This window comes from Pseudomonas sp. CP-1, assembly GCF_021213715.1.
Taxonomy (GTDB): Bacteria; Pseudomonadota; Gammaproteobacteria; order Pseudomonadales; family Pseudomonadaceae; genus Pseudomonas; species Pseudomonas aeruginosa.
This window is the reverse complement of record NZ_JAJQKY010000006.1, coordinates 187,133-211,084: the sequence shown is the minus strand read 5'-3', so window position 1 is coordinate 211,084 and position 23,952 is coordinate 187,133. Positions and strand designations below refer to the sequence as shown.

Here is a 23,952-nt window from a genome sequence, read left to right as displayed (position 1 = left end):
AACAGGAGGAACACAACATGCAATCCATCCGCTGCCTGGCTCTCGCGGCCGTCGCCCTGTTCATGGCGGGCTGCTCCAGCTTCACCAGCGAAAGCGCTACGCCGCTGGCGCGCGGCGCGCAGTGGGGCCTGGTGCCGCTGCTCAATTACTCCCAGGCGCCGCAGGCCGGCGAGCGTGCCGAGCAGATCCTGCTCAGCGTGCTGGCCGAGGAGGGCGTGCGGCCGCGCCTGTACCCGGCTCAGCCGCAAGGCGACCTGCAACTGGTCGACGACCGCGAGCGCCAGCAGCGCGCGCTGGACTGGGCACGCCAGCAGAAGCTGGCCTACGTGGTCACCGGCAGCGTCGAGGAGTGGCAGTACAAGAACGGCCTCGACGGCGAGCCGGCGGTGGGCGTCAGCCTGCAGGTGCTGGAGCCGGCCTCCGGGCGGGTGCTCTGGAGCACCAGCGGGGCGCGCGCCGGCTGGTCCCGGGAAAGCCTGGCGGGCGCCGCGCAGAAAGTTCTGCGCGAGCTGGTCGGCGACCTGCGGCTCGAGTGACGGCGATGTCCGCGCACAAGGATTTCACCCTCGCACCGCGCGCCAGCGGCAGTGTCTCCTGGGTCGAGACGCTGGTCATCAGCGCGCTCGCGCTGGGCCTGGGCTGGTGGTTCAGCCCGGACGACCCGCTGCAGGTCAACGCCACCTTTCCCTGGGTGATCGTCGCGCCCCTGTTGCTGGGCATGCGCTACGGCTTCGTCCGCGGGTTGGCCAGCGCGGCGCTGCTGGTGGCGGCGCTGTTCGCGTTTCGCGTCCAGGGCGTCGAGGCCTATGCCCAGGTACCGGCGGCCTTCATCGTCGGCGTGCTGCTCTGCGCCATGTTGGTGGGCGAGTTCCGCGACATCTGGGAACGCCGCCTGGAGCGCCTGGAGCTGGCGAACGAGTACCGCCAGTTGCGCCTCGACGAATTCACCCGCGCCCATCACATCCTGCGCATCTCCCATGATCGCCTGGAACAGCGGGTCGCCGGCAACGACCAGAGCCTGCGCAGTTCGCTGCTCGGTCTGCGACAACTGCTGCGCGAGCTGCCGAGCGAGGAGGCACCGCTCGATGCGCTGGCGGAAACCGTGCTGGCGCTGCTGGCCCAGTACGGTTCGCTGCGCATCGCCGGACTCTACCGGGTGCGCCACGACCGCACCCCGGAGCCGCAACCCTTGGCGACGCTCGGCGAGATGCCGGCGCTGGACGCCGACGATCTGCTGGTGCGCACCTGCCTGGAGCGCGGCGAACTGGTCAGCGTGCGCCAGGAACTGCTGGAGCGCGGCGAGCAGCGTGCGCACAGCGCGCTGCAGGTGTGCGTGCCGCTGGTCGACACCGATGGGCGGATCCTCGCCCTGCTGGCGGTGGAGCAGATGCCGTTCTTCGTCTTCAACGAACGTACCTTCAGCCTGCTGGCGATCCTCGCCGGGCACATCGCCGACTTGCTGCAGAGCGACCGTCGCGCACTGCAACTGGCCGACATCGACGCCCAGCGCTTCTCCCAGTACCTCAAGCGCTCCCTGCTGGACGCCCGCGACCATGGGTTGCCGGCCTGCCTGTATGCCTTCGAGTTGACCGATGCGCGCTACGGCGAAGAGGTCCAGCGTCTGCTGGAAGGCAGCCAGCGTGGCCTCGACGTGCAGTTGCGACTGCGCAACGACGAGGGCCGGCGGGTCCTGCTGGTGTTGTTGCCGCTGACTTCCGCCGAAGGCTCCCAGGGGTATCTGCAGCGCCTGAGGATTCTCTTCGCCGAACGCTTCGGCCAGGCCCGCGAGCTGGAGTCGCTGGGCGTGCGCATCCGCCAGTACGAACTGGACGCCGGCAACGATCGGCAGGCGCTGGGACATTTCCTTTTCAACGAGTGCGGCCTGAATGATCAGCAAGTGGCTGTTTAGCGGCGCCTTCCTGTTCGAGCTGAGCAGTTGGGCGAGCGTCTTCGCCGACCTGCCGTTCGGCCAGGCGCTGGCGCTCTACCTGTTCGCCCACGGCCTGGGCAGCGCGCTGCTGTGCGTCGGCGTATGGCTGCTGCTGCCGCGGCGCTACAAGTTCCCGCTGCCGTGGAGCCCGCTGTTCCTCTTCAGCCTGGCCTTCTTCGTGCCGCTGATCGGAGCGGTCGGCGTCGCTGCGGCGGTATTCCCGGCGCTGTACCTGCCGCGCCAGCGTGGCGAGCAGGCCTGGCAGGCGATGGGCGTCCCCGAGCTGCCGTTCCGGCCGAAGGAAAAGCGCCTCGACATGATGTTCAGCGACGGCGGCCTGCAGGACGTCCTGCGCCATGCGCCGGACCCGAACCAGCGGCTCACGGCGATCTTCGCCACCCGGCGGATGCCCGGCAAGGAAGCGATCCCGATCCTCAAGCTGGCCCTGCGCGACCCTGCCGACGACGTCCGCCTGCTGGCCTACTCGATGCTCGACCAGAAGGAAAGCCGGATCAACCAGCGCATCGAGGCCGCCCTAGGCCGCCTCGCCGGCGCCACGCCGGCGCGACGCGGCGCGTTGCACGGGACCCTGGCGCGCTGGTACTGGGAACTGGCCTACCTGGGGTTGGCCCAGGGCAGCGTGCTGGAGCACATCCTCGAGCAGGCGCGCGAGCATACCGACCAGGCGCTGCGCGGCACACCCTCGGCCGACCTGCATCTGCTGGCCGGGCGCATCGCCCTCGAACAAGGCCGCCTGGAGGATGCCGGACGCGCGCTCCAGGCCGCCGAGGAGGCGGGAATCGATAGTGCCCAGCTGGCGCCGTTCCGCGCCGAGGTGGCGTTCTTCCAGCGGCGCTACCGGGACATCCCCCGGCTTCTCGCCGGAATGCCCGACGACATGCTGCAACGGCCGCCCTTCGCGGCCCTGGCGAGATACTGGACATGACCGAACACACCGCTCCGACGGCGCCCGTCGCCGATGTCTGCCTGCTGCTGGAGGGCACCTGGCCCTATGTCCGCGGCGGCGTCTCCAGCTGGGTCAACCAGTTGATCCTCGGTCTCCCCGACCTGACCTTCTCGGTGTTCTTCATCGGCGGCCAGAAGGATGCCTACGGCAAGCGCCACTACCCGATCCCGGACAATGTGCTGCACATCGAGGAACACTTCCTGGAAACCGCCTGGAGTTCGCCGAACCCGCAGACGCGACAGGGCAGTAGCGAGACCGAAAAGGCGTTGCGCGATCTGCACCGTTTCTTCCACTACCCGGAGACGCCGGACGTGGAGGAGGGCGATGCGCTGCTCGACCTGCTCGCCGAGGGCCGCATCGGCCGCGAGGACTTTCTCCACAGCAAGGCCAGTTGGGAGGCGATCACCGCAGGCTACGAGCGCTATTGCACCGATCCGTCCTTCGTCAATTACTTCTGGACCCTGCGCTCGATGCAGGCGCCGGTGTTCATGCTCGCCGAGGCGGCCCGGCGGATGCCGCGGGCGCGCATGCTGCACTCGATCTCCACCGGCTACGCCGGCCTGCTGGGCTGCATCCTGCAACGTCGCTGGGGCTGCCGCTACCTGCTCAGCGAGCACGGCATCTACACCAAGGAGCGCAAGATCGACCTGGCCCAGGCCAACTGGATCGCGGAGAACCCCGACGAGCAGCTGAGTACCGGACTGGATGCCGAGGTCAGCTACATCCGTCGCTTGTGGATCCGCTTCTTCGAGCGTGTCGGCCTGCTCACCTATCGCGCCGCCAATCCGATCGTCGCCCTCTACGAAGGCAACCGCCAGCGCCAGGTACTCGATGGCGCCGAGCCACGGCGCACCCGGGTGATCCCCAACGGCATCGACCTCGATGCCTGGGCCGGCGCCCTCGAACGGCGGCCGCCGGGGATTCCGCCGGTGGTCGGGCTGGTCGGCCGGGTAGTGCCGATCAAGGACGTGAAGACCTTCATCCGCGCCATGCGCGGGGTGGTCAGCGCGATGCCGGAGGCGGAGGGCTGGATCGTCGGTCCGGAGGAGGAAGATCCGGACTATGCCAGCGAATGCCGCAGCCTGGTGGCCAGCCTCGGCCTGCAGGACAAGGTGAAGTTCCTCGGTTTCCGTCGGATCGGCGAGGTCCTGCCGCAACTCGGCCTGATGGTCCTCACCTCGATCAGCGAAGCGCAGCCGCTGGTGATCCTCGAAGCCTGGGCTGCCGGCGCCCCGGTGGTGAGCAGCGACGTCGGCTCCTGCCGCGAACTGATCGAAGGCGCCGACGCCGAAGATCGCGCCCTGGGTCGCGCCGGGGAGGTGGTGGCGATCGCCGACCCGCAGGCCACTTCGCGGGCGATCCTCGCCCTGCTGCGCAATCCGCAGCGCTGGCAGGCGGCCCAGGCGGTCGGCCTGCAACGGGTCGAACGCTACTACACCGAGGCGCTGATGCTCGGACGTTACCGCGGGCTGTACCGCGAAGCCACGGAGATTGCATGACATGGCCGGCATCGGCTTCGAACTGCGGAAGATCCTTTCCCGCGATTCCTATACGGCGACCCTGCGCGCCTACCTCTACGCCGGGCTGATCAGCTCCGGTCCCTGGGTGCTGTCGATCGTCAGCGTGATGCTGATCGGCGTGCTGAGCCTCGGCGTGGTGGTGCCGGACGTGCTGGTCCGGCAGTTCCTGATCACGGTGACCTACCTGATGGCGCTGTCGCTGATCTTCACCGGGGGACTGCAACTGTTCTTCACCCGCTTCATTTCCGATCGCCTGTTCGAGCGCAAGCACGAGGCGATCCTGCCCAACCTGGTGGGCGTGCTGTTGCTGGTGACGTTGGCGGCGGGCCTGCTCTCGGCGATATTGCTGGCGACCCTGTTCGATGAGCCGTTCGCCTACCGCCTGCTGGTGATGGCCAACTTCGTGGTGCTCTGCAACCTGTGGCTGGTGATCATCTTCCTGTCGGGAATGAAGGCCTACAAACGCATCCTGCTGGTGATGTTCATCGGCTACGCGCTGATGGTCGCCTGTGCCTACCTGCTGCGTTTCATGCAGATGGACGGCCTGCTGCTGGCATTGCTGATCGGCCACGCCAGCCTGCTGTTCGTCTTCCTCTACGACATCCTCCGCGAGTACCCGGCCAGGCGCATGGTGGCCTTCGACTTCCTCGACCGCCGGCAGGTCTTCGTCAGCCTGCTGCTGACCGGCCTCTGCTACAACCTGGGGATCTGGATCGACAAGTTCATCTTCTGGTTCAACCCCTCCACCTCGGACCTGGTGATCGGCCCGCTGCGCGCCTCGATCCTCTACGACCTGCCGATCTTCCTCGCCTACCTGTCGATCATTCCCGGCATGGCGGTGTTCCTGGTGCGCATCGAGACCGACTTCGCCGAGTGGTACGAGCGGGTCTACGAGGCGATCCGCGGCGGCGAGACCCTGCAGCACATCGGCCTGCTCAAGGAGCAGATGATCCTCGCCATCCGCCAGGGCCTGCTGGAAATCTGCAAGGTGCAGGGGCTGGCGGTGGTCCTGCTGTTCCTGCTGGCGCCGCAACTGCTCGGCTGGCTGGGAATTTCCCGCTACTACCTGCCGCTGTTCTACATCGACCTGATCGGGGTGAGCATCCAGGTAGTGTTCATGGCCTTGCTCAACGTCTTCTTCTACCTGGACAAGCGCCGCATCGTCCTCGAACTCTGCGTGCTGTTCGTGATCGTCAACGGCGTCCTGACCTTCGTCAGCCTGCTGCTCGGGCCGAGCTTCTTCGGCTACGGCTTCACCCTGTCGCTGCTGGTCTGCGTGCTGGTCGGGCTGTACCGCCTGACCACCGCGCTGGACGACCTGGAGTACGAGACCTTCATGCTCAATCGCTGAGGGGTTTCGCCGGCGGCAGGGTCTTTCAGAAAGGGCCGATTCACCCGGTTGAATCGGCCCCTTTTTTTGCTTCCTCGATGCGTTTTTGCAGCTTCTGCATATCCACCAGGCGTTGCGTACCGAAGGTTCGCATCGGCAGGTCGCCGCTCTCTATCCAGGCATAGAGCAGGTCCGGCCGGTCGCTGAGGCCGGTCAGGAAGGCGAAACGCATCAGGGTTATATAGCGGGGGCATTCGGCGAAACCCTCTTGGGGGAGTTCTTCCACTTTCATCAGGCGTCCTGCACCATGGTCCGATGTTGGAGGGGAACCCTCGGTCTAGAGGGCTTGGATTCATATTGATCTACTAACAGTTAGTGAATCAATATGCATAGGGAACCATCAGACGCGGACTACACATGGTAAAGAATCGACGTTTGTTCACTGCTGGCAAGCGCTTGCGCGCCCTGCGCGAGCTGATGGGCTTGAGCCGTCCGCAGTTCGCCGAGTTGGTGGGGATGACGGCCAAGCGCCTGGAGAACATCGAGAACGAGCTGCAGCGCATGCACGACGAGGACTTCGAGAAGGTCTGCGGAACCTTCCCGGAGTTCAGCGACTGGATCGCCTATGAAGGCAGCATCGAGCCGCAGTCGATCGCCTGGAAGGTCGCCGACTCGGCGCAGGCGGCCGCGGTCTACCTGGTTGAGCGCAACCCGGTGCTGCTGGAGCGGCACGGCATCGACATGCAGGCCTGGCGCGAACGCCACCGCGAGATACGCGAGGCGCTGTTGGCGGCGGAACAGGCGCCGGAGGCGGAGCCGGCGCCCCTGGAAGAGCCGCCGGAACCCAGGCGCCAGCGGAAGAGGAAAACGCCCGCGAGCGGCAAGGGCGACTGAGGCGCATCGCGCCAGAAACGAAGGGAAGTATCTGTACATGGTCTATGTAGTGAGGAAGCGCTGCCTGTTTCGCGCCGGCGAGCGCCTGTTCGGGTTGCGCGGGCTGACGGGGTTGAACCGACCGCAGTTTTCCGAAGTGGTCGGCATGGATCCCAAACGCCTGGAGAACATCGAGAGTGGCCGGCAGCGCATGCACGACGAGGATTTCGAGAAGGTCTGCGGGACCTTTCCGGAGTTCAGCGACTGGATCGCCTATGAAGGCAGCATCGAACCGCAGTCGATCGCCTGGAAGATCGCCGAGGCCGCCCAGGAAGCGGCGGTCTATCTGGTGGAGCGCAACCCCGAGCTGCTCGAACTCCACGGCCTCGACGTGCCGGCCTGGCGCGAGAAGCATCGGGAAATCCTCAAGAAGCTGCGCAAGCGGGAACTGTCGCCGCCACCTGAAAAACCACTGAAACCCAGGCGCAAGCGCAAGCCGAGAAGCAACCTGCCCACACCCACCGACGGTACCTGAGACCGGCTCCCTCTCCCGCAAGCGGGAGAGGGAACGGGGCTCCCGAAGCCCAGCGGTAGGGCGAATAACGCGCAGCGTTATCCGCCGTCAGCCCCAGGTGGGCCTCAGAACACCACTCCTACCGGATAGACGAAGGCGTTCACGTCGTAGAACGGCGTGCGCTGGTAGAACCATTGCAGGCGCGCCTGCGGATCGGCGGCGAAGGCCTTGTCCTCGCGCAGGCGTTTGTCGAAGGCGGCCTTCAGCGCCGGGTCTTCCGCCAGCATCTTGCGCGCCATCGGCTCCATCACGTATTCCTCCGGCTCCTCGGCGGCCACCAGGGTGGAATTGAAGAAGCCCCAGGACCAGAACGAATCCGGACTCTGCGGTTGCAGCAGGTCGATGGCCAGGACGCCCAGCGGCTGGGCGGTGTCGATCGACAGCGAGCCGGCCGGGAAGGTCTGCAAGCGCTGGAACGGCTTCGGCGTGCCGCTGACCAGCAGGCGACCTTCGTAGCCCGGAATCCGGTTGCCTTGCACGCGATCCGGTTCGAAGCCATCGGCGAGCTTGATGTCGTCCATGCGGTACAGGGTCACGGCGATTTCGGTCGGACGCTCCAGGGTGGTGTAGCGGATGCCGTGGGCCTTGATCCGGGCGATCACTTCGTGCCACTGCGCCGGGAGGATGAAACGCTGGGGACGCGGCACCACCAGGTCGGGTACGCCGTTGTCGGTCACCGGCAGTTTCAGCGTCTTCGGCCGGTTGCTCCAGACGATGGTGCGGGCCCCGGTGACCGGCGATTGCTCGTAGCGGTAGTCGCCGACCACGAACGGCGTCTCGGCGGCCTCGCCCGGCTTCCAGGTGAGGATCACCTCCTTCTGCCGCAGCAGGCGCTCGCGGTCGCTGGCGATGGCCTGGCGCAGGCTGGCAGCCTGCTCGCCGATCACCTCGAACATCGCCTTGAGCATCACGTAGTTGCCCAGCACCTGGGTCTTGTACGGATGCAGGGCGTGTTGCTCGATGAGGATCGACGGCACGTTGCGGATGTCGCCGTACTGGTTGGAGAAGCGCGCCAGGTCGGTGCGGTAGGGGTAGTAGCCCTGGGTCGGATCCTGGTTGTCGTTCAGGCTGATGCATTCATGGACCATGTGCCCGAGGCTTTCCAGCGCCTGGTACACCGGCTTGCGCATGACCTGGTCCATCCACGCGCTGCTCGCCGGTGACCAGCCGTTGCCGTTGTGGCAGTAGGAGCTGTCGTAGGGATACATGGCGCCGTCGGTGGAGTGAGTGTCGGCGAAGAAGCTCAGTTCGTAGTGGTTGAACACCCAGGCGACGTTGCGGATCTCCGCGCTGTCGAGCTTGGTGAAGTCGCGGTTGAGATTGAGATTGCGGCCGTTCACCCGCCAGCCGGTCTCCCGCGGGCCGTTCTGGTTGATCCGCCCGTAGGCGCTGCGGCGCAGGTCGCCGTCGACGTTGACCACCGGGATGAACAGCAGGTTGATCTTCTCCAGCAGCCCGGCGAGCGGGCGGTCGGCAGCGCTCATGTCGCGCAGCAGCATGAACATGGCGTCCTTGCCGTTGGCCTCGCCGGGATGGATCTCGGCTTCCACCAGCAAGGTCGGCTTGGCGGAGCGCTTCAGGCCGGCGGCGGACTTGTCGGCCTCGGTGGAGGCGGTCACCAGCAGCATCGGGTGACCCTCGGCGCTGCGCTCGGGCAACTCGCGCAGGGCGATGCGGCCGGAGGAGGCGGCTACCAGTTTCTCCAGGTAGGCGCGGGTCTCGCGGTAGTCGCTGGTGCGCTGGAAGTCGCTGCTCTCGGCCTGGGTGATCAAGGGGTCGCCGGGCTTGGCGAGGTAGCGCAGGCTGCCCAGCTTCTGCTCGAACATCGGTGGCAGGATGCGCTGGCGGGCCGCGGCCGGGTAGGCGCTGTCATCGATGTAGGCGGGCGCGTGGGGCAGCTCCGCGTGAGCGGGCAGGGCGCTCGCCAGCAGGACGCCGGCGAGTAGCGAACGGGGTTGGCAAGGGAACACGATGAACCTCCATGTGGATGGGAACGGCCGCGGCGTGGGTGGGCTTGCGCGACGCGAGCCACGCGTCGTCGCGCAGCCAGTGCAGTGAAACGCCGGCGGCAGGCATCGGTGTTGACGCCGGGCAAGGCGCGGCGAAGCCGATGGCGAGAGCGCCGCCGGTGGATGGTTCAGGGCTGGGTTTGCAGACCCTTCAGCAGTGCCTGGTGGAAGCGTTCCGGAGCCTGTATTTGCGGGGTATGGCCAAGGTCGGGGAATTCCACCAGGGTCGCCTGGGGAATCCGTCGGGCGGCGTCCTTGCCCAGTTGCGCGTAGTTGCCCAGCCTGGCTTTCAGTTCTGCCGGCGCGGCGTCCTTGCCGATGGCGGTGTTGTCTTTCTCGCCGATCAGCAGCAGGGTCGGCATCTGCAACCGGTCCAGTTCGTAGACCACCGGCTGGGTGAAGATCATGTCGTAGGTCAGCGCCGAGTTCCAGGCCACCGACTCGCGCCCCTTGCCGCGATACATGCCGGCCTGCATCTGTACCCAGCGATCGAACTCGGGGCGCCATTCGCCGGCGTAGTAGGTGGCTTGCTGGTATTGGCGAATGCCTTCGGCGCTGATCTGCAAGTCGCGCCTGTACCAGTCGTCGATACTGCGCCAGGGCACGCCCAGGGCCTTCCAGTCCTCCAGACCGATGGGGTTGACCAGCACCAGTCGTTCGACCTGCCGCGGGTAGAGCAGGGCGTAGCGGGTAGCGAGCATGCCGCCCATGGAATGGCCGATCACGCTGGCCCGGGCGACGCCGAGCCGTTCCAGCAGGGCGTGGGTGTTGGCTGCCAGTTGCTGGAAGCTGTACTGGTAATGGGCCGGCTTGCTCGACTTGCAGAAGCCGACCTGGTCGACGGCGATCACCCGGTAGCCGGCGTCGGCGAGCACGTCGATGGTGCGCTCCCAGGTCCCGGCGCAGAAATTCTTGCCGTGCATGAGCAGGATGGTGCGGCCGTTGGCTTTCTTCGGCGCGACGTCGAGGTAGGCCATGCTCAGCGGCTGGCCCTGGGAGGTGAAGTCCAGATAATGCACCGGATAGGCGTAGTCGAAGCCTTCCAGGCGTTCGCCGTAGACCGGCGCCTGGCTGGCCAGCGCCGGCCCGCAGGCGAGGGCGAGACAGAGACTGAGGCGGGGTAGGGACATGCGATCGCTCCTGTGTGGGTCTGCTGGAGGATGCACGTCAGGGCGCGAGCTGGCCAGTCCTGGCCGGTTGCCTACAGTTGCTTCAGATACTTCACCACGTCTGCCGCGCCAGCCGCCCGCAGACCTTCGCCGAGGGCATCGGCGCGTTCGTCGTTGCGGGGCAGCAACAGGCACTCCGGGGTTTCCGGGGTGAACAGGGCGAGTCGCGCATAGGGCAGGCCGGTATCCAGCAGCAGGCTCATGAAGGTCGGCTCGGACCAGGCCTGGGTCGGAATCCGCAGCATGTGGTAGCGCTGTTCCAGTTCGTCCAGCGCGCCGGGCTCCAGTTCGTAGCGTTCCAGGTGTGCCGGCAGCTTCAGTTCCAGTTCGCGGCGGCGGGCGTAGACGATCGCCGCGGCGAAGGCGCAGGCCTGACGTTCGCCCGCCCAGAACAGGCGCTCGCCGTGCCAGGCGGCCTGGCGCAGGCGGATGCTGTCGCCGTTGGTGAAACGCGGCAGGGCCAGGCTCAGGGCCTTGACGAAATCCTTGTAGCTGATGATCCGTACGCCCCGGCAGACCTCGGCCGTGGCCAGGTCTTCCAGGCGTGGGCAAGGTGTCTGGACGAGGATCTCGCGGCTGCATACGCCTTCGATGGTCTTCAGGTCGACCGACTCCAGGGTGGAGTGACTGACCCGCACCAGGCGCTTGAGGACCGCGTGGGCTTCCGCCTTGTCTTCCTGGACCGGGCCGGACAGCGCGCCGCGCGGCAGATCGACCAGGGTGTGCAGGGGCGGTCCGGCCTGCCACCAGACGCTCGGCTCCGGCCGTCGCAATGGCTGGAACGGCAGCTCGAGGGCGGCCGCCCGTTCGCGCAGCTCCCGGCCATCGCTTCGCGCGGCACCCAGGCGCAGGCGGTTGGCGAGTGCGGAAAGGCGACCGGTGAAGGTGCTGTTGCTACGCGAGTTGGAACTCATGATCGACGGAGGGCTCCTCGGGCTCGGCGACCGACGCGGAAAGGGGCGGGAGGGGACGGCGACGGTCCGTCCATTGAAGCACAGGTTCGGGCGTGACATTCAACCGCGTGGTTTGTGGCAAGCTGTCGTGGTTCATTCAAGCGGGGGGCTCCATGCCCAGTCTCATCATGGATATCGCCCTGTCCGGCGAACGCCTGCAGGCCATCTACGGCGGCAGGGCCAATCGGGTCCTGCTGCGCAGCCGCGACGGTCGCCGGGTGAACCTGCCGGCCCATCACCTGCGTCCGTTCATCGGCCACGATGGCGTGCATGGCACGTTCCGCCTCGATTTCAGCGAGGATGGTCGCCTGCTGGCGCTGCAACGCCTCGCCTGAGCGGGCGCTCGGCGGCTATAATCGGCACCCTTCATTCTGCCGACCGATACCCGACCATGTACACCCTGGCCCGCCAGCTGCTGTTCAAACTGTCCCCGGAAACCTCCCACGAACTGTCCATCGACCTGATCGGGGCCGGCGGTCGCCTGGGCCTGAACCGCCTGCTGACGCCCGAGCCGGCCAGCCTGCCGGTCTCTGTGCTGGGCCTGGAGTTTCCCAATCCGGTGGGGCTGGCCGCGGGCCTGGACAAGAACGGCGACGCCATCGACGGGTTCGGCCAGCTCGGTTTCGGCTTCATCGAGATCGGCACCGTCACTCCGCGACCGCAGCCGGGCAATCCCAAGCCGCGCCTGTTCCGCCTGCCGCAAGCCAACGCGATCATCAATCGCATGGGCTTCAACAACCACGGCGTCGACCACCTGCTGGCACGGGTGCGCGCGGCGAAGTATCGCGGCGTACTGGGGATCAACATCGGCAAGAACTTCGATACCCCGGTGGAGCGCGCGGTCGACGACTACCTGATCTGCCTGGACAAGGTCTACGCCGACGCCAGTTACGTCACCGTCAACGTCAGCTCGCCGAACACGCCCGGCCTGCGCAGCCTGCAGTTCGGCGATTCGCTCAAGCAACTGCTGGAGGCACTGCGCCAGCGCCAGGAAGCGCTGGCGCTGCGGCATGGCCGGCGGGTACCGCTGGCGATCAAGATCGCCCCGGACATGACCGACGAAGAGACCGCGCTGGTCGCCGCGGCGCTGGTCGAGGCGGGGATGGACGCGGTGATCGCGACCAATACCACTCTCGGCCGCGAAGGTGTGGAAGGCATGCCGCATGGCGACGAGGCGGGTGGCCTGTCCGGCGCGCCGGTGCGGGAGAAGAGCACGCACACGGTGAAGGTGCTGGCCGGCGAGCTGGGCGGACGGCTGCCGATCATCGCCGCCGGCGGTATCACCGAGGGCGCGCACGCGGCGGAGAAGATCGCCGCCGGGGCGAGCCTGGTGCAGATCTATTCGGGTTTCATCTACAAGGGACCGGCGTTGATCCGCGAAGCGGTGGACGCCATCGCCGCATTGCCGCGGCGGAATTGAAAAGGGCCCCTTGCGGAGCCCTTGGGCTTGCGCCCGCCGCCCGGATGGGGCGTGCCTTGGGGAAATCGGTGCTATCCGTGTTGTCGCTTACACGTGCTGGAGTTGATTGAGACGTTGTAAGCCGGCCGTGCCAGTGAGGCCGTCCCAGTTGTCGCCACGGCCCTCGCGCCAGCCGTTGAGCCAGGACTGCCGCGTCGTAGGATGGGTGAACGGACAAAGATCACGAGATTTACCGGTTATGCCGTTCTGATAACCACGCAAGAAGGCTCTTTCCAACGGATCACGCTTAAGTCTTCTCATAGGGTGTTGCCCTCACTTGTTGACTGTTATGTCCCGTTGGCCCCCAGGGGAGGCCTGGCGAAGCTTTCGCCGAAAGGGGTCGTTGCCGGCGTGACGACCCTCGCCCGACACCGTTGCGGTGGCGGATTAACTGGAGTTCTAACCAAAGCGTTCAGGCGTGTGAATGACCGATTTGTCATAAAGACTTAACGCTTTCGTCGATAGGGCCATATGTTGCAGGCTCATGACGCCTGGTTTCCGGCGCTAACGCCGCAGGGTCGCGGGGTTGCGCCTTATAACGATTTGCACCCCCACCAATTGAGATTTCCTCGCATTCCGACGAAGGGTCGCCCAGACTGCGACTCGGGGTCGCAGCGAGCAACGCCGGGAGCGTTCCGGCAATCGAACCACGGCACCTGGTGCCAAAGAAGTGCCCATGAGGGTGCTTCCACTGACAAGGGCTACGGCCCGGGAAGGCGATATGGCTGATGTTTACGAATTGTTTCTGACCTGCCCGAAAGGCCTGGAAAGCCTGCTCCTCGAAGAGGCGCAGGGGCTCGGCCTGGACGAGGCGCGCGCCCAGGTGTCGGCGGTGCGCGGGCAGGGCAGCCTGGAGGTGGCCTATCGCCTCTGCCTGTGGTCGCGCCTGGCCAACCGGGTCTTGCTGGTGCTGGCGCGATTCCCGGTGGAGAACGCCGAGTCCATGTACATGGCGGTCCACGCGGTGAACTGGGAAGACCACCTGGACGCCGGCGGCACGCTGGCGGTGGAGTTCAGCGGCAAGGGCTCGGGCATCGACAACACCCATTTCGGGGCGCTGAAGGTCAAGGATGCGATCGTCGACAACCTGCGCGAGCGCTCCGGCCGACGCCCGTCGGTGGACAAGGTCAATCCGGACGTGCGCGTCCACCTGCACCTCGACCGCGGCCAGGCGACCCTTTCCCTGGACCTCTCCGGGCATAGCCTGCACCAGCGCGGCTATCGTCTGCAGCAGGGCGCCGCGCCGCTGAAGGAGAACCTGGCGGCGGCGGTGTTGATCCGTGCCGGCTGGCCGAAGATCGCCGCCGAGGGCGGTGCCCTGGCCGACCCGATGTGCGGCGTCGGCACCTTCCTGGTCGAGGCGGCGCTGATGGCTGCCGATATCGCGCCGAACCTCAGGCGCGAGCGCTGGGGCTTCAGCAATTGGCTGGGGCACGTGCCGGCGCTGTGGCGCAAGCTCCACGAGGAAGCCCAGCAGCGCGCGGCGGCCGGCCTGGCCAGGCCGCCGTTGTGGATTCGCGGCTACGAGGCCGATCCGCGCCTGATCCAGCCGGCGCGCAACAATATCGAGCGTGCCGGAGTGGCCGACTGGGTGAAGATCTACCAGGGCGAACTGGCGACTTTCGAGCCGCGCCCGGACAAGGGCCAGACCGGCCTGGTGATCTGCAACCCGCCCTATGGCGAGCGCCTCGGCGACGAAGCCAGCCTGCTGTATCTCTACCAGAACCTCGGCGAGCGCCTGCGCCAGAGCTGCATCGGCTGGAGCGCCGGGGTGTTCACCGGGGCGCCGGAACTGGGCAAGCGCATGGGTATCCGCAGCCATAAGCAATACGCGTTCTGGAACGGCGCGCTGGCCTGCAAGCTGCTGATGATCCAGGTCGAGCCGCGCCAGTTCGTCACCGGCGAGCGTGGCGAACGCAACGACGAAGGCCTGGCGCGGGCGCCGAGCGAGCCGGCACGGCTGAGCGAGGGCGGGCAGATGTTCGCCAATCGCCTGCAGAAGAACCTCCGGCAACTGGGCAAATGGGCGCGCCGCGACAAGATCGAGTGCTATCGCCTGTATGACGCCGACATGCCGGAGTATGCCCTGGCGGTGGATATCTACGGCGATTGGGTTCACGTCCAGGAGTACGCCGCGCCCAAGTCGATCGATCCGGCAAAAGCCCAGGCGCGCCTGTTCGACGCCCTGGCGGCGATTCCGCAGACCCTGGGCGTTGCCCAGGAGCGGGTGGTGGTCAAGCGCCGCGAGCGCCAGGCCGGCAAGAAGCAGTACGAACGGCAGAGCAGCGAGGGCAAGTTCCTCGAGGTGGGCGAGGGCGATGTGCGCCTGCTGGTGAACCTGACCGATTACCTGGATACCGGGCTGTTCCTCGATCACCGGCCGATGCGCCTGCGCATCCAGAAGGAGGCGGCCGGCAAGCGCTTCCTCAACCTGTTCTGCTATACCGCCACGGCCACCGTACATGCGGCCAGGGGCGGCGCGCGCAGCACCACCAGCGTCGACCTGTCGAAGACCTACCTGGACTGGGCGCGGCGCAACCTGTCGCTCAACGGCTTTTCCGACAAGCAGCGCCTGGTGCACGGCGACGTGATGGAGTGGTTGCGGGAAGACGATGGCCAGTACGAACTGATCTTCATCGACCCGCCGACCTTCTCCAACTCCAAGCGCATGGAAGGCGTATTCGACGTGCAGCGCGACCACGTCGAACTGCTCGACCTGGCCATGGCGCGGCTGGCGCCGGGCGGGGTGCTGTATTTCTCCAACAACTTCCGCAAGTTCGAACTGGACGAGAGCGTGCAGGCCCGCTATGCGGTCGAAGAGATCACTGGCGAAACCCTCGATCCGGATTTCGCGCGTAATCCGAAGATCCATCGGGCCTGGAGAATCACCGTTCGCTGAGGCGAGCGGCATTCATGCAAAAGGCCGCCGGCGGGCAACCGCTGGCGGCCTTTTTTTTCGTACTGCGCCTTATTTCCGCGCGTGCAGGCTCAGCAGTACCTGGTCGAGGATCGCCGAAGCGCCCCACGGCCGCGGGCTGTTGAGGATCGCCACCACCACCCAGTTGTGGCCGCTGGCGTCGCGGCTGAAGCCGGCGAGGGCGCGCACGGTGTTGAGGGTGCCGGTCTTCACGTGCGCCTCGCCGACCAGTGCGGTGCGCCGCAGGCGTTTGCGCATGGTGCCGTCGAGGCCGGCCAGCGGCAGCGAGGAGATGTACTCCGCTGCATAGGGGCTGTGCCAGGCGGCTTGCAGCATCGCCGCCATCTCACGGGCGCTGACCCGTTCCTGGCGCGACAGTCCCGAGCCGTTCTCCATCACCAGGCGCGGTGCGGTGATGCCCTTGCGCGCCAGCCACTGCCGCACCACCCGCTGCGCGGCCTGGGCGTCGTCGCCGTCGGCGCTGTTGCGGAACTGCGCGCCGATGGAGAGGAACAACTGCCGGGCCATGGTGTTGTTACTGTATTTGTTGATGTCGCGGATGATCTCGACCAGGTCTGGCGAGAAGGCCTTGGCGATCAGCGTGGCGTTGCGCGGTACGCTGCCCTGGCGGTCCTTGCCGAGGATGCTGCCGCCCAGTTCCTGCCAGATGCCGCGCACCGCGCCGGCGGTGTAGCCCGGGTGGTCGAGCAGCGACATGTAGGTCTGCGCGCTACAGCCCTGGGGAATCTGTCCGGTGGCCAGCAGGGTGGTGCCGTCGAACTGGGTCACCGGGCTGAAGCGCAGCTTCGGCCAGGCCGGGCAGGTGGCCGGCGCGGTCATCTTCACCTGGTTGTCGATGCGTACGTTGGCCAGCGGCGGGTCCATCTGCACGTTGACCTTGTTGCCGTCGGTGCGCACCACCATGCGCACGCTCTTCAGGTTGACCAGCAGCGAGTCCGGACCGACCAGGAACGGCTTGGTGTCGTCGCCGCCGTCGTCGTTGAATACCGGCAACTGCGGGATGTTGAAGTAGCTGCGGTCGAGTACCAGGTCACCGGTGACCTTGGTCACGCCATTGGCGCGCAGGTCGCGCATCAGCAGCCAGAGCTTCTCCATGTTCAGTTTCGGATCGCCGCCGCCCTTGAGGTAGAGGTTGCCGTTGAGCACTCCGTTCTTGAGCTGGCCGTCGGTGTAGAACTCGGTCTTCCACTGGTAGGTCGGGCCGAGCATTTCCAGGGCGGCATAGGTGGTGAACAGCTTCATGGTCGAGGCCGGGTTCACCGATACGTCGGCGTTGTAGTAGGTGGGGTTGCCCGGGCCGTCGAGCGGAATCAGCACCAGCGACAGATCGTTGCCGGTCAGCTTGTTGGTCTGCAGGGCTTTCTGCACGTTGGCCGGCAGGGTGGCGTTGACCTGGGCGAGGGTGGGAAGGGCGAAAGGCAGGAGCGTGGCGAAGGCAAGAGTACGCAGCGACTTGAACATTAATGAAGAACCCTTGAAGACGGAGGGTAGAAAATGAAATGAAGATGAAAAACGAAGCGAACCTGAAAAAAGAGACGGGCATCACGCGAAGAGGCCGTCTTGCTCATTATGCCGCAAGGCGGATAACGATGCGCTGGAGTTTCGCGGAGTTCGCCGTCATATCGCCGAATGGTCGGAACTGGTAGAGTGCGCCGGCAATCCGGCCGCGCCGCGCGGAGCTTGCCGGGGTTCGCCCGCGGCTCCAGCGGCGTCGGCTACTGTCTGTAATGCGAGGCTCCGCCAATGGAGCGTCAATCCAGGAGATGCCGCCATGGCTACTAATCGTTCCCGCCGCCTGCGCAAGAAATTGTGCGTCGATGAATTCCAGGAGCTGGGTTTCGAATTGAACTTCCACTACAAGGAAGGCGTGGATGCCGATGCGGTGAACGCTTTCATGTTGCGCTTCATCGATCAGGCGATCGAAGCCAACGAACTGACCTATGGCGGCTGCGACGAATTCGGTTTCGTCTGCCTGGCGCGCCGTGGCTCGGTCAATGAAGAGCAGCGGGCCCTGATCGAGGCCTGGTTGAAGCAGCAACCGGAACTGGCCAGCGTCGAGGTCGGCGCGTTGGTCGACGCCTGGTACCCGGAACAGCCTGTCCTGTCGAAGCTCTAAGCGATAGCGCCGCCATCCCGCCCGAGGATGGCGGTCGCGTCTTCCCTCCCTTTCAATCCTGCTCCGGCGCTATCTGGCCCGGCGCCCGTCGTGCTTCCCTTTGCCCTGCCGAAGGCATGTCGGCGGCTTGTGGCCGTACATGCGGATAGCATTACTCCGAAGCCCCTGACGAACTATTCAACTCGCTCTGGCAGATAACGAGCCGGGAGAGCGCGTATATATGCGGGTGTTTTTCATGCAGATAACCAGGCCAATTGCTTGGCAATATACGAGGTTTTGAATTCGCCGTAAGAAATAAATTAAGTTTCCGTGAGAATATTCCTTAAAGTATATGAGTTGCCATCGAATATCTCGACAATATGGCTCCCGTCTATATCTTGCTCAGGAGAATTTTTTCTGAATTTTTATTGGCAAGGAAATCAGACAATGAGCCGTATCCTGATAGTCGACGATCATCCCGTGATTCGCATGGCCATGAAGATGTTGCTGGAAGCCGAAGGGCACCAGATCGTCGGCGATACCGATAATGGCGTGGATGCCATCAGCCTCGGGCGGGAGCTGAAGCCGGACCTGGTCATCCTCGATATCGGCATTCCCAGGCTGGACGGCCTCGAGGTCATCAGCCGCCTGATGGTGCTGGCGTTGCCCCTGAAGATCCTCGTCCTGACCGGCCAGAGCGCCTCGCTCTTCGCCCTGCGCAGCATGCAGGCGGGCGCCGCCGGGTTCGTCTGCAAGCAGGGCGGACTGGCCGAACTGGTGACGGCGGTGAATGCGGTCGCCTCGGGATACAGTTACTTTCCCAGCTCGGCCATGCGTCCTGTGCAACAGGGCGCCTATTCCGACGATGTGGAATTGCTCGGACGCCTGTCCGATCGCGAAGTATCGGTATTGCAATACCTCAGCCAGGGTTATTCGAACAAGCAGATATCCGAGCAGATGTTTATCAGCAACAAGACCGTCAGCACTTACAAGGCGCGCTTGTTGTTGAAGTTGAACGCCGGCTCGCTGGTGGATCTCATCGAGTTCGCCAAACGCAATACGCTTATCTAAGGGCCGGAACCGAATGAAGTTCCAGAAACGCAGTGCGTGCATGCTCGGCCTGCTTCTCATATTCGCCTGCATGGCGGGATATGCCGTTCCGGCGAGGGCGACGGCTGGCGAATATGCTTCCATGCTCCGGATTCCCGCTCCGGATCGTCCGGGGGACGCCGATGTGGTCGACGAAGCGCCGCTACGCCAGGCTGCCGACGGGCTGCGCTCGCCATCCCCTTCCAGCCTGGTGCTCGGCCTGCTGGTGGCCTGCCTGGTCTGCGTCGGATGCCTGGGCTGGAATACCGTCCTGCAGCTCAGGCTCAGGCGTTGGCAACGTACCGAAGCCGACCTGAGCGGCCGCCTGGCATTGAAGCAGGCGCTGGTCGACGGGATTCCCTACCCGGTGAGCATCCGCACGCTCGACGGTCGCCTGCTGGCCTGCAACCGCAATTACCTGGAAAGCCTGCGGATGACCCGTGAGCAGGCCCGCGGCACCCTGTTGACCGATTCCGACTGGGTCGAGGGCAGCAAGGCACGGCTCATGCACCAGCAGTGCCTGGCGGTGGCTCGGGGAGGAACGGCGAGCTTCACCGACATGGCGGTGCGCATCGGCGGGCAATTGCTGGAGATCCACCATTGGGTCACGCCCTACAGGGATCGCCAGGGACGGGTGCTCGGCCTGATGAACGGCTGGATCGACATCACCGAACGGGAGCGCCTGGCCCGCCAGTTGCGCGAGGCGATGCGCCAGGCGGACGAGGCGAATCGGGCGAAGAGCGTCTTCCTGGCGACCATGAGCCACGAGATCCGTACGCCGATGAATGCGGTCATCGGTATCCTCGAACTGGTCCTGCAGCGCCTGGCGCCGGAGCAGCGCGAACGCGCCTCGCTGGAGGTCGCCTACGAGGCTGCGGGGTCGCTGCAACTGCTCATCGGCGACATCCTCGACGTCGCCAAGATCGAGTCCGGCCACCTGACCCTCACGCCCGAGCGGGTTCGCCTGCGCCATGTCGTGGAGTCGGTGCGCCGCATGTTCGAAGGCCTGGCCCGGCAGAAAGGCCTGAGGCTCGTTGTGGAGCTGGACGATGCCCCAGGACGGGACGTGCTGATCGATCCCCTGCGCTTCAAGCAGGTGCTCTCCAACCTGGTGAGCAATGCGATCAAGTTCACCGAGCGGGGACAGGTGACGATCCGTCTCCAGGAAAGGAGCCTGGACGAGGGGAGGGCGATCGTCCGGGTGGACGTGGAGGATTCCGGTATCGGTATCGCTCCGGCGGACCAGGCGCGCCTGTTCCAGCCTTTCATCCAGGTGGCCAAGGGACGCACGGTGCAGGGCGGGACCGGCCTTGGGCTGGCGATCTGTCGGAAGTTGGTGGACCTCATGGGCGGCGATGTCGAGATGCACAGCGAGCCGGGCAAAGGCACCCGGGTGTCGCTCGACCTGCTCTTGCGCCAGTGCGGGCCGAAAATGCCTGAATCCGGCCAGGACCCGCTGGCAGCATCCATGGAGCCGTCTCGCCGCCTGCATATCCTCATCGCCGACGACTATCCGCCCAACCGGGTACTGCTGCGCCAGCAACTGGAATTTCTCGGCCACCGGGTGGCGGAAGCGGAGGATGGCCAGGTGGCGCTGGAACTCTGGGCCGACGAGCGCTTCGAGGTGCTGATCAGCGACTGCAACATGCCGCGCCTGAACGGCTATCAGTTGGCACGCAGGATACGCATCCAGGAACGGTGCGAGCGGCGCGCGCCGATCCTGATCCTCGGCTATACCGCCGACGCCGAGCCGGACGAGGTACAGCGCTGTCGCGACGCGGGCATGGATGATTGCCTGTTCAAGCCGCTCGGCCTGGAGACCCTGCGCAACTACCTCGCGACCTCTTTCGGCCGCGACGCCGCGCAGCCCCGGGGGCTCTATGACGCGGACGCTCTCAGCAGCCTCGGCGGCGGCCGCCCGGAACGGCTGCGCGAACTGCTGGAGACCCTGCTAGGCAGCAACCGTCAGGACCTCCAGCGCCTTGCCATCCTCCTGCGCGAGGGCGACAGGGCCAGGCTCGCCGAGCATGCCCACCGCATCAAGGGCGCCGCGCGGATGATCGGGGCGCGTACCCTGCTGGAGGCCTGCGAGGCCCTGGAGGACGCCTGCCGGCGAGGTAGCGACGGGGAGTGCCTGCAGGCGCCTGGCGAAAGACTCCGGCTGGCCCTGGAGGCGTTGCAGGAGGAACTCCAGGAGCAGTTGGCGGCCGCTGCGGTATGAGCCCTTCCGTTCAGGAGGGGCTCGAGCGTCCGGTCATTTCCCGGGCCATTTCCGTGGCGTAGCTGTCGGTCATGCCGGCAATGAAATCGATCACCTGGAGAAAGGCGCGGTACAGCGGCCACTGCGGGTCGGGCGCGTTGCGTCCGAGCAGGTCGAGGATGCGCCGGTTCTTGAACGACGGCGTATGCCCGCCGTATTGCTCCAGCGCGGCGCCACAGAAGGCGTTGAGGAGGATCTCCAGAGTGGTGTAGGCGCCGATCTCGTGGAGGGTCTTGCGCTTGTCCTGGAAGATCTTTTCCCGCGCGATGGCCTTGGCCCGCTGCACGCAGAGCTTGGCCGGGCCGTGCATGTGTTCCACCAGGTCGCCGGCAAGCTGCCCGGCGAGCAGGGCCTGCTGCTGGTCGACGAAGGCACGGGCGGCGGCATTGGTCAGGTGCTCGATGGCCTTGCCGCGGAGGATCGCCAGCTTGCGCCGGCGGGAGTCCCTGGGGCCGAGTTGGCGATAGGTGTCGGGCAGGTCGTCGCCGACCAGGCCGAGCAACAGCGCCTCGACCTCGCTGTATTCGAGCAGCTCCATTTCCAGGCCGTCTTCGAGGTCGATCAGGCCGTAGCAGATGTCGTCCGCCGCTTCCATCAGGTAGACCAGCGGATGGCGAGCCCAGCGCTCGTCGTCGAGTTGCGGCATGCCGAGCTTATGGGTGATCTGCTCGAGCAGCGGCAGTTCGCTCTGGTAGCAGCCGAACTTGTGCTTCTTGTAGCCCAGCGCTTCGGCGTGGCGCGAGGTCCAGGGGTACTTCAGGTAGGTACCCAGGGTGGCGTAGGTCAACCGCGTGCCGCCGTCGAACTGGTGGTATTCCAGTTGGGTGAGGACCCGGAAGCCCTGGGCGTTGCCTTCGAAGTGGAGAAAGTCGGAACGCTCGGCGTCGCTCATCTCGTCCAGCCAGCCACGTCCGGCGGCTTGCTGGAACCAGTTGCGGATCGCGTCTTCGCCGGAGTGCCCGAACGGTGGGTTGCCGATGTCGTGGGCCAGGCAGGCCGACTGGACGATGACCCCGAGGTCGCTGGGGTCGCACCACTCGGGTAGTTCCTCGCGGAGGATCTCGCCGACCCGCATGCCCAGCGAGCGGCCGACGCAGGCGACTTCCAGGGAGTGGGTCAGGCGGGTGTGGATGTGATCGTTGCTGGAGACCGGATGGACCTGGGTCTTGCGTCCGAGGCGGCGAAACGCGCCGGAGAAGATGATCCGGTCATGGTCCTTGTGGAAGGCGCTGCGGCCCAGTTCATCGTTGCTGTGTACCGGCTTTCCGAGCCGTTCGCGGGTGAGCAGGGTCTGCCAGTCCATCGGGAATTCCAGGGATGCGCTGAGGCGATGCGGACACGCTAACGGTTTGCCTCGGCAAGCTCAATCGTCGCGTTGGGGAAACGGAGGGCGCCGACCGTTGCCGGTCGGCGCATCCTTCAACGGCCTTTCCGCGTGCGCAGGCCGAGCAACAGCGGGGCCAGGGCGACGCCCAGGCGCAGCAGACGCTGCCAGCGTCCGCCCTTGCCAAGCAGTACGCCCAGCAGTGCGGCTCCGCCGGCGCCCCAGAGCGCCGCATTGCCACCGCCGAACAGTTGCTGGCTGAGGTTGTGGCCCAGCCCCTGGGCCTGGCGGAAGGGTTGCACCAGCAGTTGGCTTTCGCGGCGCAATTGCTGGCGCTGCATTTCCAGGCGCAGGCGGATCACCGCCTTGCGCAATTCGCGACGCGACAGGCCGGTCGCGTTCACCGGTAGTTGGCTCATGCGCGTTTCCTTGTCATGGCAGCAGTCGCTCGCGGTCGTTGGCCAGTTCTTCCAGGGTGGCGCTGAACGGCGAGCTTTCGTCGTTGATCGACTGGTACAGGCGCCAGCCGCAGAACAGCGAGCCGATCACGTAGAACAGGCACAACCCGAGCGCCGCTGCGAGCCGGTTGGTGTCCCAGAACACGATCAGCACCAGCAGCGACAGGCCGACCAGCAGGAGCAGGGCGAATACCAGGGCCAGCCCGGCGAACAGCAGCAGGCGCAGGGTGTTGGCCTTCTGTTCCTGCAGCTCGATGCCGAACAGCTCGACGTGACCGTGCAACAGGCCGAGGAAGGCGGCGCCGAAGCGCCGCAGGGAGGGGCGGCCGTCCGCCGGGTCCTTTCCTTCGCTCATGGCTCAGCGCCGGCTGACCAACAGGCCAAGCAGGAAGCCGACGCCGGCGGCGATGCCGATGCTCTGCCAGGGGTGTTCGCCGACGTACACCTCGGTGGCGTCTACCGCGGCCTGGCTGCGTTCGCGGACGTTGTCCTTCAGCGAGTCCTTGGTGTCGCGCAAGGTATCGCGAGCGCGCTTGAGGCTGTCGTGGATCTTGCCGCGGATTTCTTCCGCCTGGTCGCCCGCCACGTCGGCGGTGCTTTGCAGGAGTTTCTCGGTATCGGCGACCAGTGCCTGGAATTCAGCCAACAGTTCATCCTTTGCAGCGTTTGCAGTGGTCTTGCGGGGCATGACGAGCTCCTCTGGTCATGGGGTGTGTTTTTTTCGAGCCGAGCGCGGGGCGGAAGGTTCAACCGATGGGTAATTTCCGCGCGTTGCCGGTCGCTCCCGGCGCTCCTTTCATTAAAGACTGCCACAGCGTGCCTGTCGGCGCGGCTGCGGCGAGATGACGCCCATCCGGCTGCCTCGCAACGGGGCGCGAACTGGTATGGCGCTTGCAATTCCCTGGTGCGCACGTCGGCCGGAATGCCCCTTGCGAGGGCGCCAGGCGCTCCCGGAGGGTACTTCGGGATGAACGTCCAACCCAATGAAAATCAAGGAAAGTCCG

23 protein-coding genes are annotated in these 23,952 nt (G+C 65.8%); 13 read left to right on the top strand and 10 right to left on the bottom strand.

The window, feature by feature from the left end; translation table 11 throughout:
* Nucleotides 1-17: 17 nt before the first annotated feature.
* The 5 genes from LT948_RS14630 to pelG are packed head-to-tail and all read left to right on the top strand — an operon-like array spanning nt 18 to nt 5,768.
* A complete protein-coding gene (locus tag LT948_RS14630) occupies nt 18-536 on the top strand; it encodes a pellicle/biofilm biosynthesis outer membrane protein PelC (RefSeq protein WP_003091288.1) in 519 nt (172 codons plus the stop codon).
* 5 nt (nt 537-541) lie between these two features.
* Nucleotides 542-1,909, top strand: coding sequence for a PelD GGDEF domain-containing protein (locus tag LT948_RS14625; protein ID WP_023091574.1), 1,368 nt, complete (start codon nt 542-544; stop codon nt 1,907-1,909).
* Nucleotides 1,887-2,876 carry a tetratricopeptide repeat protein gene (locus tag LT948_RS14620; RefSeq protein WP_003143628.1) on the top strand — a complete coding sequence of 330 codons (990 nt, stop codon included), beginning with the start codon at nt 1,887-1,889 and terminating at the stop codon, nt 2,874-2,876. The genes LT948_RS14625 and LT948_RS14620 overlap by 23 nt, the downstream gene beginning before the upstream one ends.
* Complete coding sequence (gene pelF / locus LT948_RS14615; RefSeq protein WP_003103472.1) at nt 2,873-4,396, top strand: GT4 family glycosyltransferase PelF; 1,524 nt, start codon at nt 2,873-2,875, stop codon at nt 4,394-4,396. The genes LT948_RS14620 and pelF overlap by 4 nt, the downstream gene beginning before the upstream one ends.
* 1 nt (nt 4,397) lies before the next feature.
* Complete coding sequence (gene pelG / locus LT948_RS14610; RefSeq protein WP_003103470.1) at nt 4,398-5,768, top strand: exopolysaccharide Pel transporter PelG; 1,371 nt, start codon at nt 4,398-4,400, stop codon at nt 5,766-5,768.
* A 40-nt stretch (nt 5,769-5,808) separates the two neighbouring features.
* On the opposite strand, the gene LT948_RS14605 is transcribed toward pelG, so the two are convergent.
* Nucleotides 5,809-6,039, bottom strand: coding sequence for a hypothetical protein (locus LT948_RS14605; RefSeq protein WP_003091282.1), 231 nt, complete (start codon nt 6,037-6,039; stop codon nt 5,809-5,811).
* Nucleotides 6,040-6,164: 125 nt separating this feature from the next.
* On the opposite strand from LT948_RS14605, the gene LT948_RS14600 reads away from it, so the two are divergent.
* Entirely contained in the window at nt 6,165-6,641 is a 477-nt protein-coding gene (locus LT948_RS14600) for a helix-turn-helix domain-containing protein (RefSeq protein WP_009313801.1), read from the top strand.
* A gap of 37 nt (nt 6,642-6,678) precedes the next feature.
* Nucleotides 6,679-7,155, top strand: a complete 477-nt coding sequence (locus tag LT948_RS14595) for a helix-turn-helix domain-containing protein (protein WP_003130642.1) — start codon at nt 6,679-6,681, stop codon at nt 7,153-7,155.
* A gap of 104 nt (nt 7,156-7,259) precedes the next feature.
* Here LT948_RS14595 and LT948_RS14590 read toward each other — a convergent pair whose 3' ends face one another.
* The 3 genes from LT948_RS14590 to LT948_RS14580 all read right to left on the bottom strand — a co-directional run bounded on the left by LT948_RS14590 (nt 7,260) and on the right by LT948_RS14580 (nt 11,286).
* The gene (locus tag LT948_RS14590) at nt 7,260-9,164 is read right to left on the bottom strand and encodes a M14 family metallopeptidase (RefSeq protein WP_033996118.1); all 1,905 of its coding nucleotides are present in this window, start codon (nt 9,162-9,164) and stop codon (nt 7,260-7,262) included.
* A gap of 167 nt (nt 9,165-9,331) precedes the next feature.
* Nucleotides 9,332-10,333: an alpha/beta fold hydrolase gene (locus LT948_RS14585; RefSeq protein WP_033996119.1), complete on the bottom strand. Its 1,002-nt coding sequence runs from the start codon at nt 10,331-10,333 to the stop codon at nt 9,332-9,334.
* A 71-nt stretch (nt 10,334-10,404) separates the two neighbouring features.
* Nucleotides 10,405-11,286 (bottom strand): DUF6685 family protein, encoded by an 882-nt coding sequence (locus LT948_RS14580; protein WP_003109612.1) that lies wholly within the window; start codon nt 11,284-11,286, stop codon nt 10,405-10,407.
* A 152-nt stretch (nt 11,287-11,438) separates the two neighbouring features.
* Here LT948_RS14580 and LT948_RS14575 point away from each other — a divergent pair, with 152 nt between their 5' ends.
* A complete protein-coding gene (locus LT948_RS14575; protein WP_003103227.1) occupies nt 11,439-11,660 on the top strand; it encodes a DUF2835 domain-containing protein in 222 nt (73 codons plus the stop codon).
* 56 nt (nt 11,661-11,716) lie between these two features.
* The gene (locus LT948_RS14570; protein WP_023091577.1) at nt 11,717-12,745 is read left to right on the top strand and encodes a quinone-dependent dihydroorotate dehydrogenase; all 1,029 of its coding nucleotides are present in this window, start codon (nt 11,717-11,719) and stop codon (nt 12,743-12,745) included.
* Nucleotides 12,746-12,832: 87 nt separating this feature from the next.
* Here the strand turns inward: LT948_RS14570 and rmf are convergent, their stop codons facing one another.
* Nucleotides 12,833-13,045 carry a ribosome modulation factor gene (rmf, locus tag LT948_RS14565; protein WP_003103238.1) on the bottom strand — a complete coding sequence of 71 codons (213 nt, stop codon included), beginning with the start codon at nt 13,043-13,045 and terminating at the stop codon, nt 12,833-12,835.
* 460 nt (nt 13,046-13,505) lie between these two features.
* On the opposite strand from rmf, the gene rlmKL reads away from it, so the two are divergent.
* On the top strand, nt 13,506-15,683 hold the full coding sequence (gene rlmKL, locus LT948_RS14560) for a bifunctional 23S rRNA (guanine(2069)-N(7))-methyltransferase RlmK/23S rRNA (guanine(2445)-N(2))-methyltransferase RlmL (RefSeq protein ID WP_003116467.1): 2,178 nt from the start codon (nt 13,506-13,508) through the stop codon (nt 15,681-15,683).
* 69 nt (nt 15,684-15,752) lie between these two features.
* Here the strand turns inward: rlmKL and dacB are convergent, their stop codons facing one another.
* Entirely contained in the window at nt 15,753-17,183 is a 1,431-nt protein-coding gene (gene dacB, locus LT948_RS14555) for a D-alanyl-D-alanine carboxypeptidase/D-alanyl-D-alanine endopeptidase (RefSeq protein WP_003091272.1), read from the bottom strand.
* 310 nt (nt 17,184-17,493) lie between these two features.
* On the opposite strand from dacB, the gene LT948_RS14550 reads away from it, so the two are divergent.
* The 3 genes from LT948_RS14550 to LT948_RS14540 all read left to right on the top strand — a co-directional run bounded on the left by LT948_RS14550 (nt 17,494) and on the right by LT948_RS14540 (nt 21,127).
* The gene (locus tag LT948_RS14550; RefSeq protein ID WP_023091578.1) at nt 17,494-17,838 is read left to right on the top strand and encodes a YggL family protein; all 345 of its coding nucleotides are present in this window, start codon (nt 17,494-17,496) and stop codon (nt 17,836-17,838) included.
* Nucleotides 17,839-18,264: 426 nt separating this feature from the next.
* The gene (locus tag LT948_RS14545; RefSeq protein WP_003091268.1) at nt 18,265-18,888 is read left to right on the top strand and encodes a response regulator transcription factor; all 624 of its coding nucleotides are present in this window, start codon (nt 18,265-18,267) and stop codon (nt 18,886-18,888) included.
* 13 nt (nt 18,889-18,901) lie between these two features.
* Nucleotides 18,902-21,127, top strand: coding sequence for an ATP-binding protein (locus LT948_RS14540; protein ID WP_033996120.1), 2,226 nt, complete (start codon nt 18,902-18,904; stop codon nt 21,125-21,127).
* Between the two features lie 10 nt (nt 21,128-21,137).
* On the opposite strand, the gene LT948_RS14535 is transcribed toward LT948_RS14540, so the two are convergent.
* The 4 genes from LT948_RS14535 to LT948_RS14520 form a co-directional block, all read right to left on the bottom strand.
* Nucleotides 21,138-22,469 (bottom strand): deoxyguanosinetriphosphate triphosphohydrolase, encoded by a 1,332-nt coding sequence (locus tag LT948_RS14535; RefSeq protein ID WP_003091265.1) that lies wholly within the window; start codon nt 22,467-22,469, stop codon nt 21,138-21,140.
* A 116-nt stretch (nt 22,470-22,585) separates the two neighbouring features.
* Entirely contained in the window at nt 22,586-22,909 is a 324-nt protein-coding gene (locus LT948_RS14530) for a hypothetical protein (RefSeq protein ID WP_003130654.1), read from the bottom strand.
* Between the two features lie 13 nt (nt 22,910-22,922).
* The gene (locus LT948_RS14525) at nt 22,923-23,303 is read right to left on the bottom strand and encodes a phage holin family protein (RefSeq protein ID WP_003091263.1); all 381 of its coding nucleotides are present in this window, start codon (nt 23,301-23,303) and stop codon (nt 22,923-22,925) included.
* Between the two features lie 3 nt (nt 23,304-23,306).
* Complete coding sequence (locus LT948_RS14520; RefSeq protein ID WP_003091262.1) at nt 23,307-23,636, bottom strand: DUF883 family protein; 330 nt, start codon at nt 23,634-23,636, stop codon at nt 23,307-23,309.
* Nucleotides 23,637-23,952: the final 316 nt, after the last annotated feature.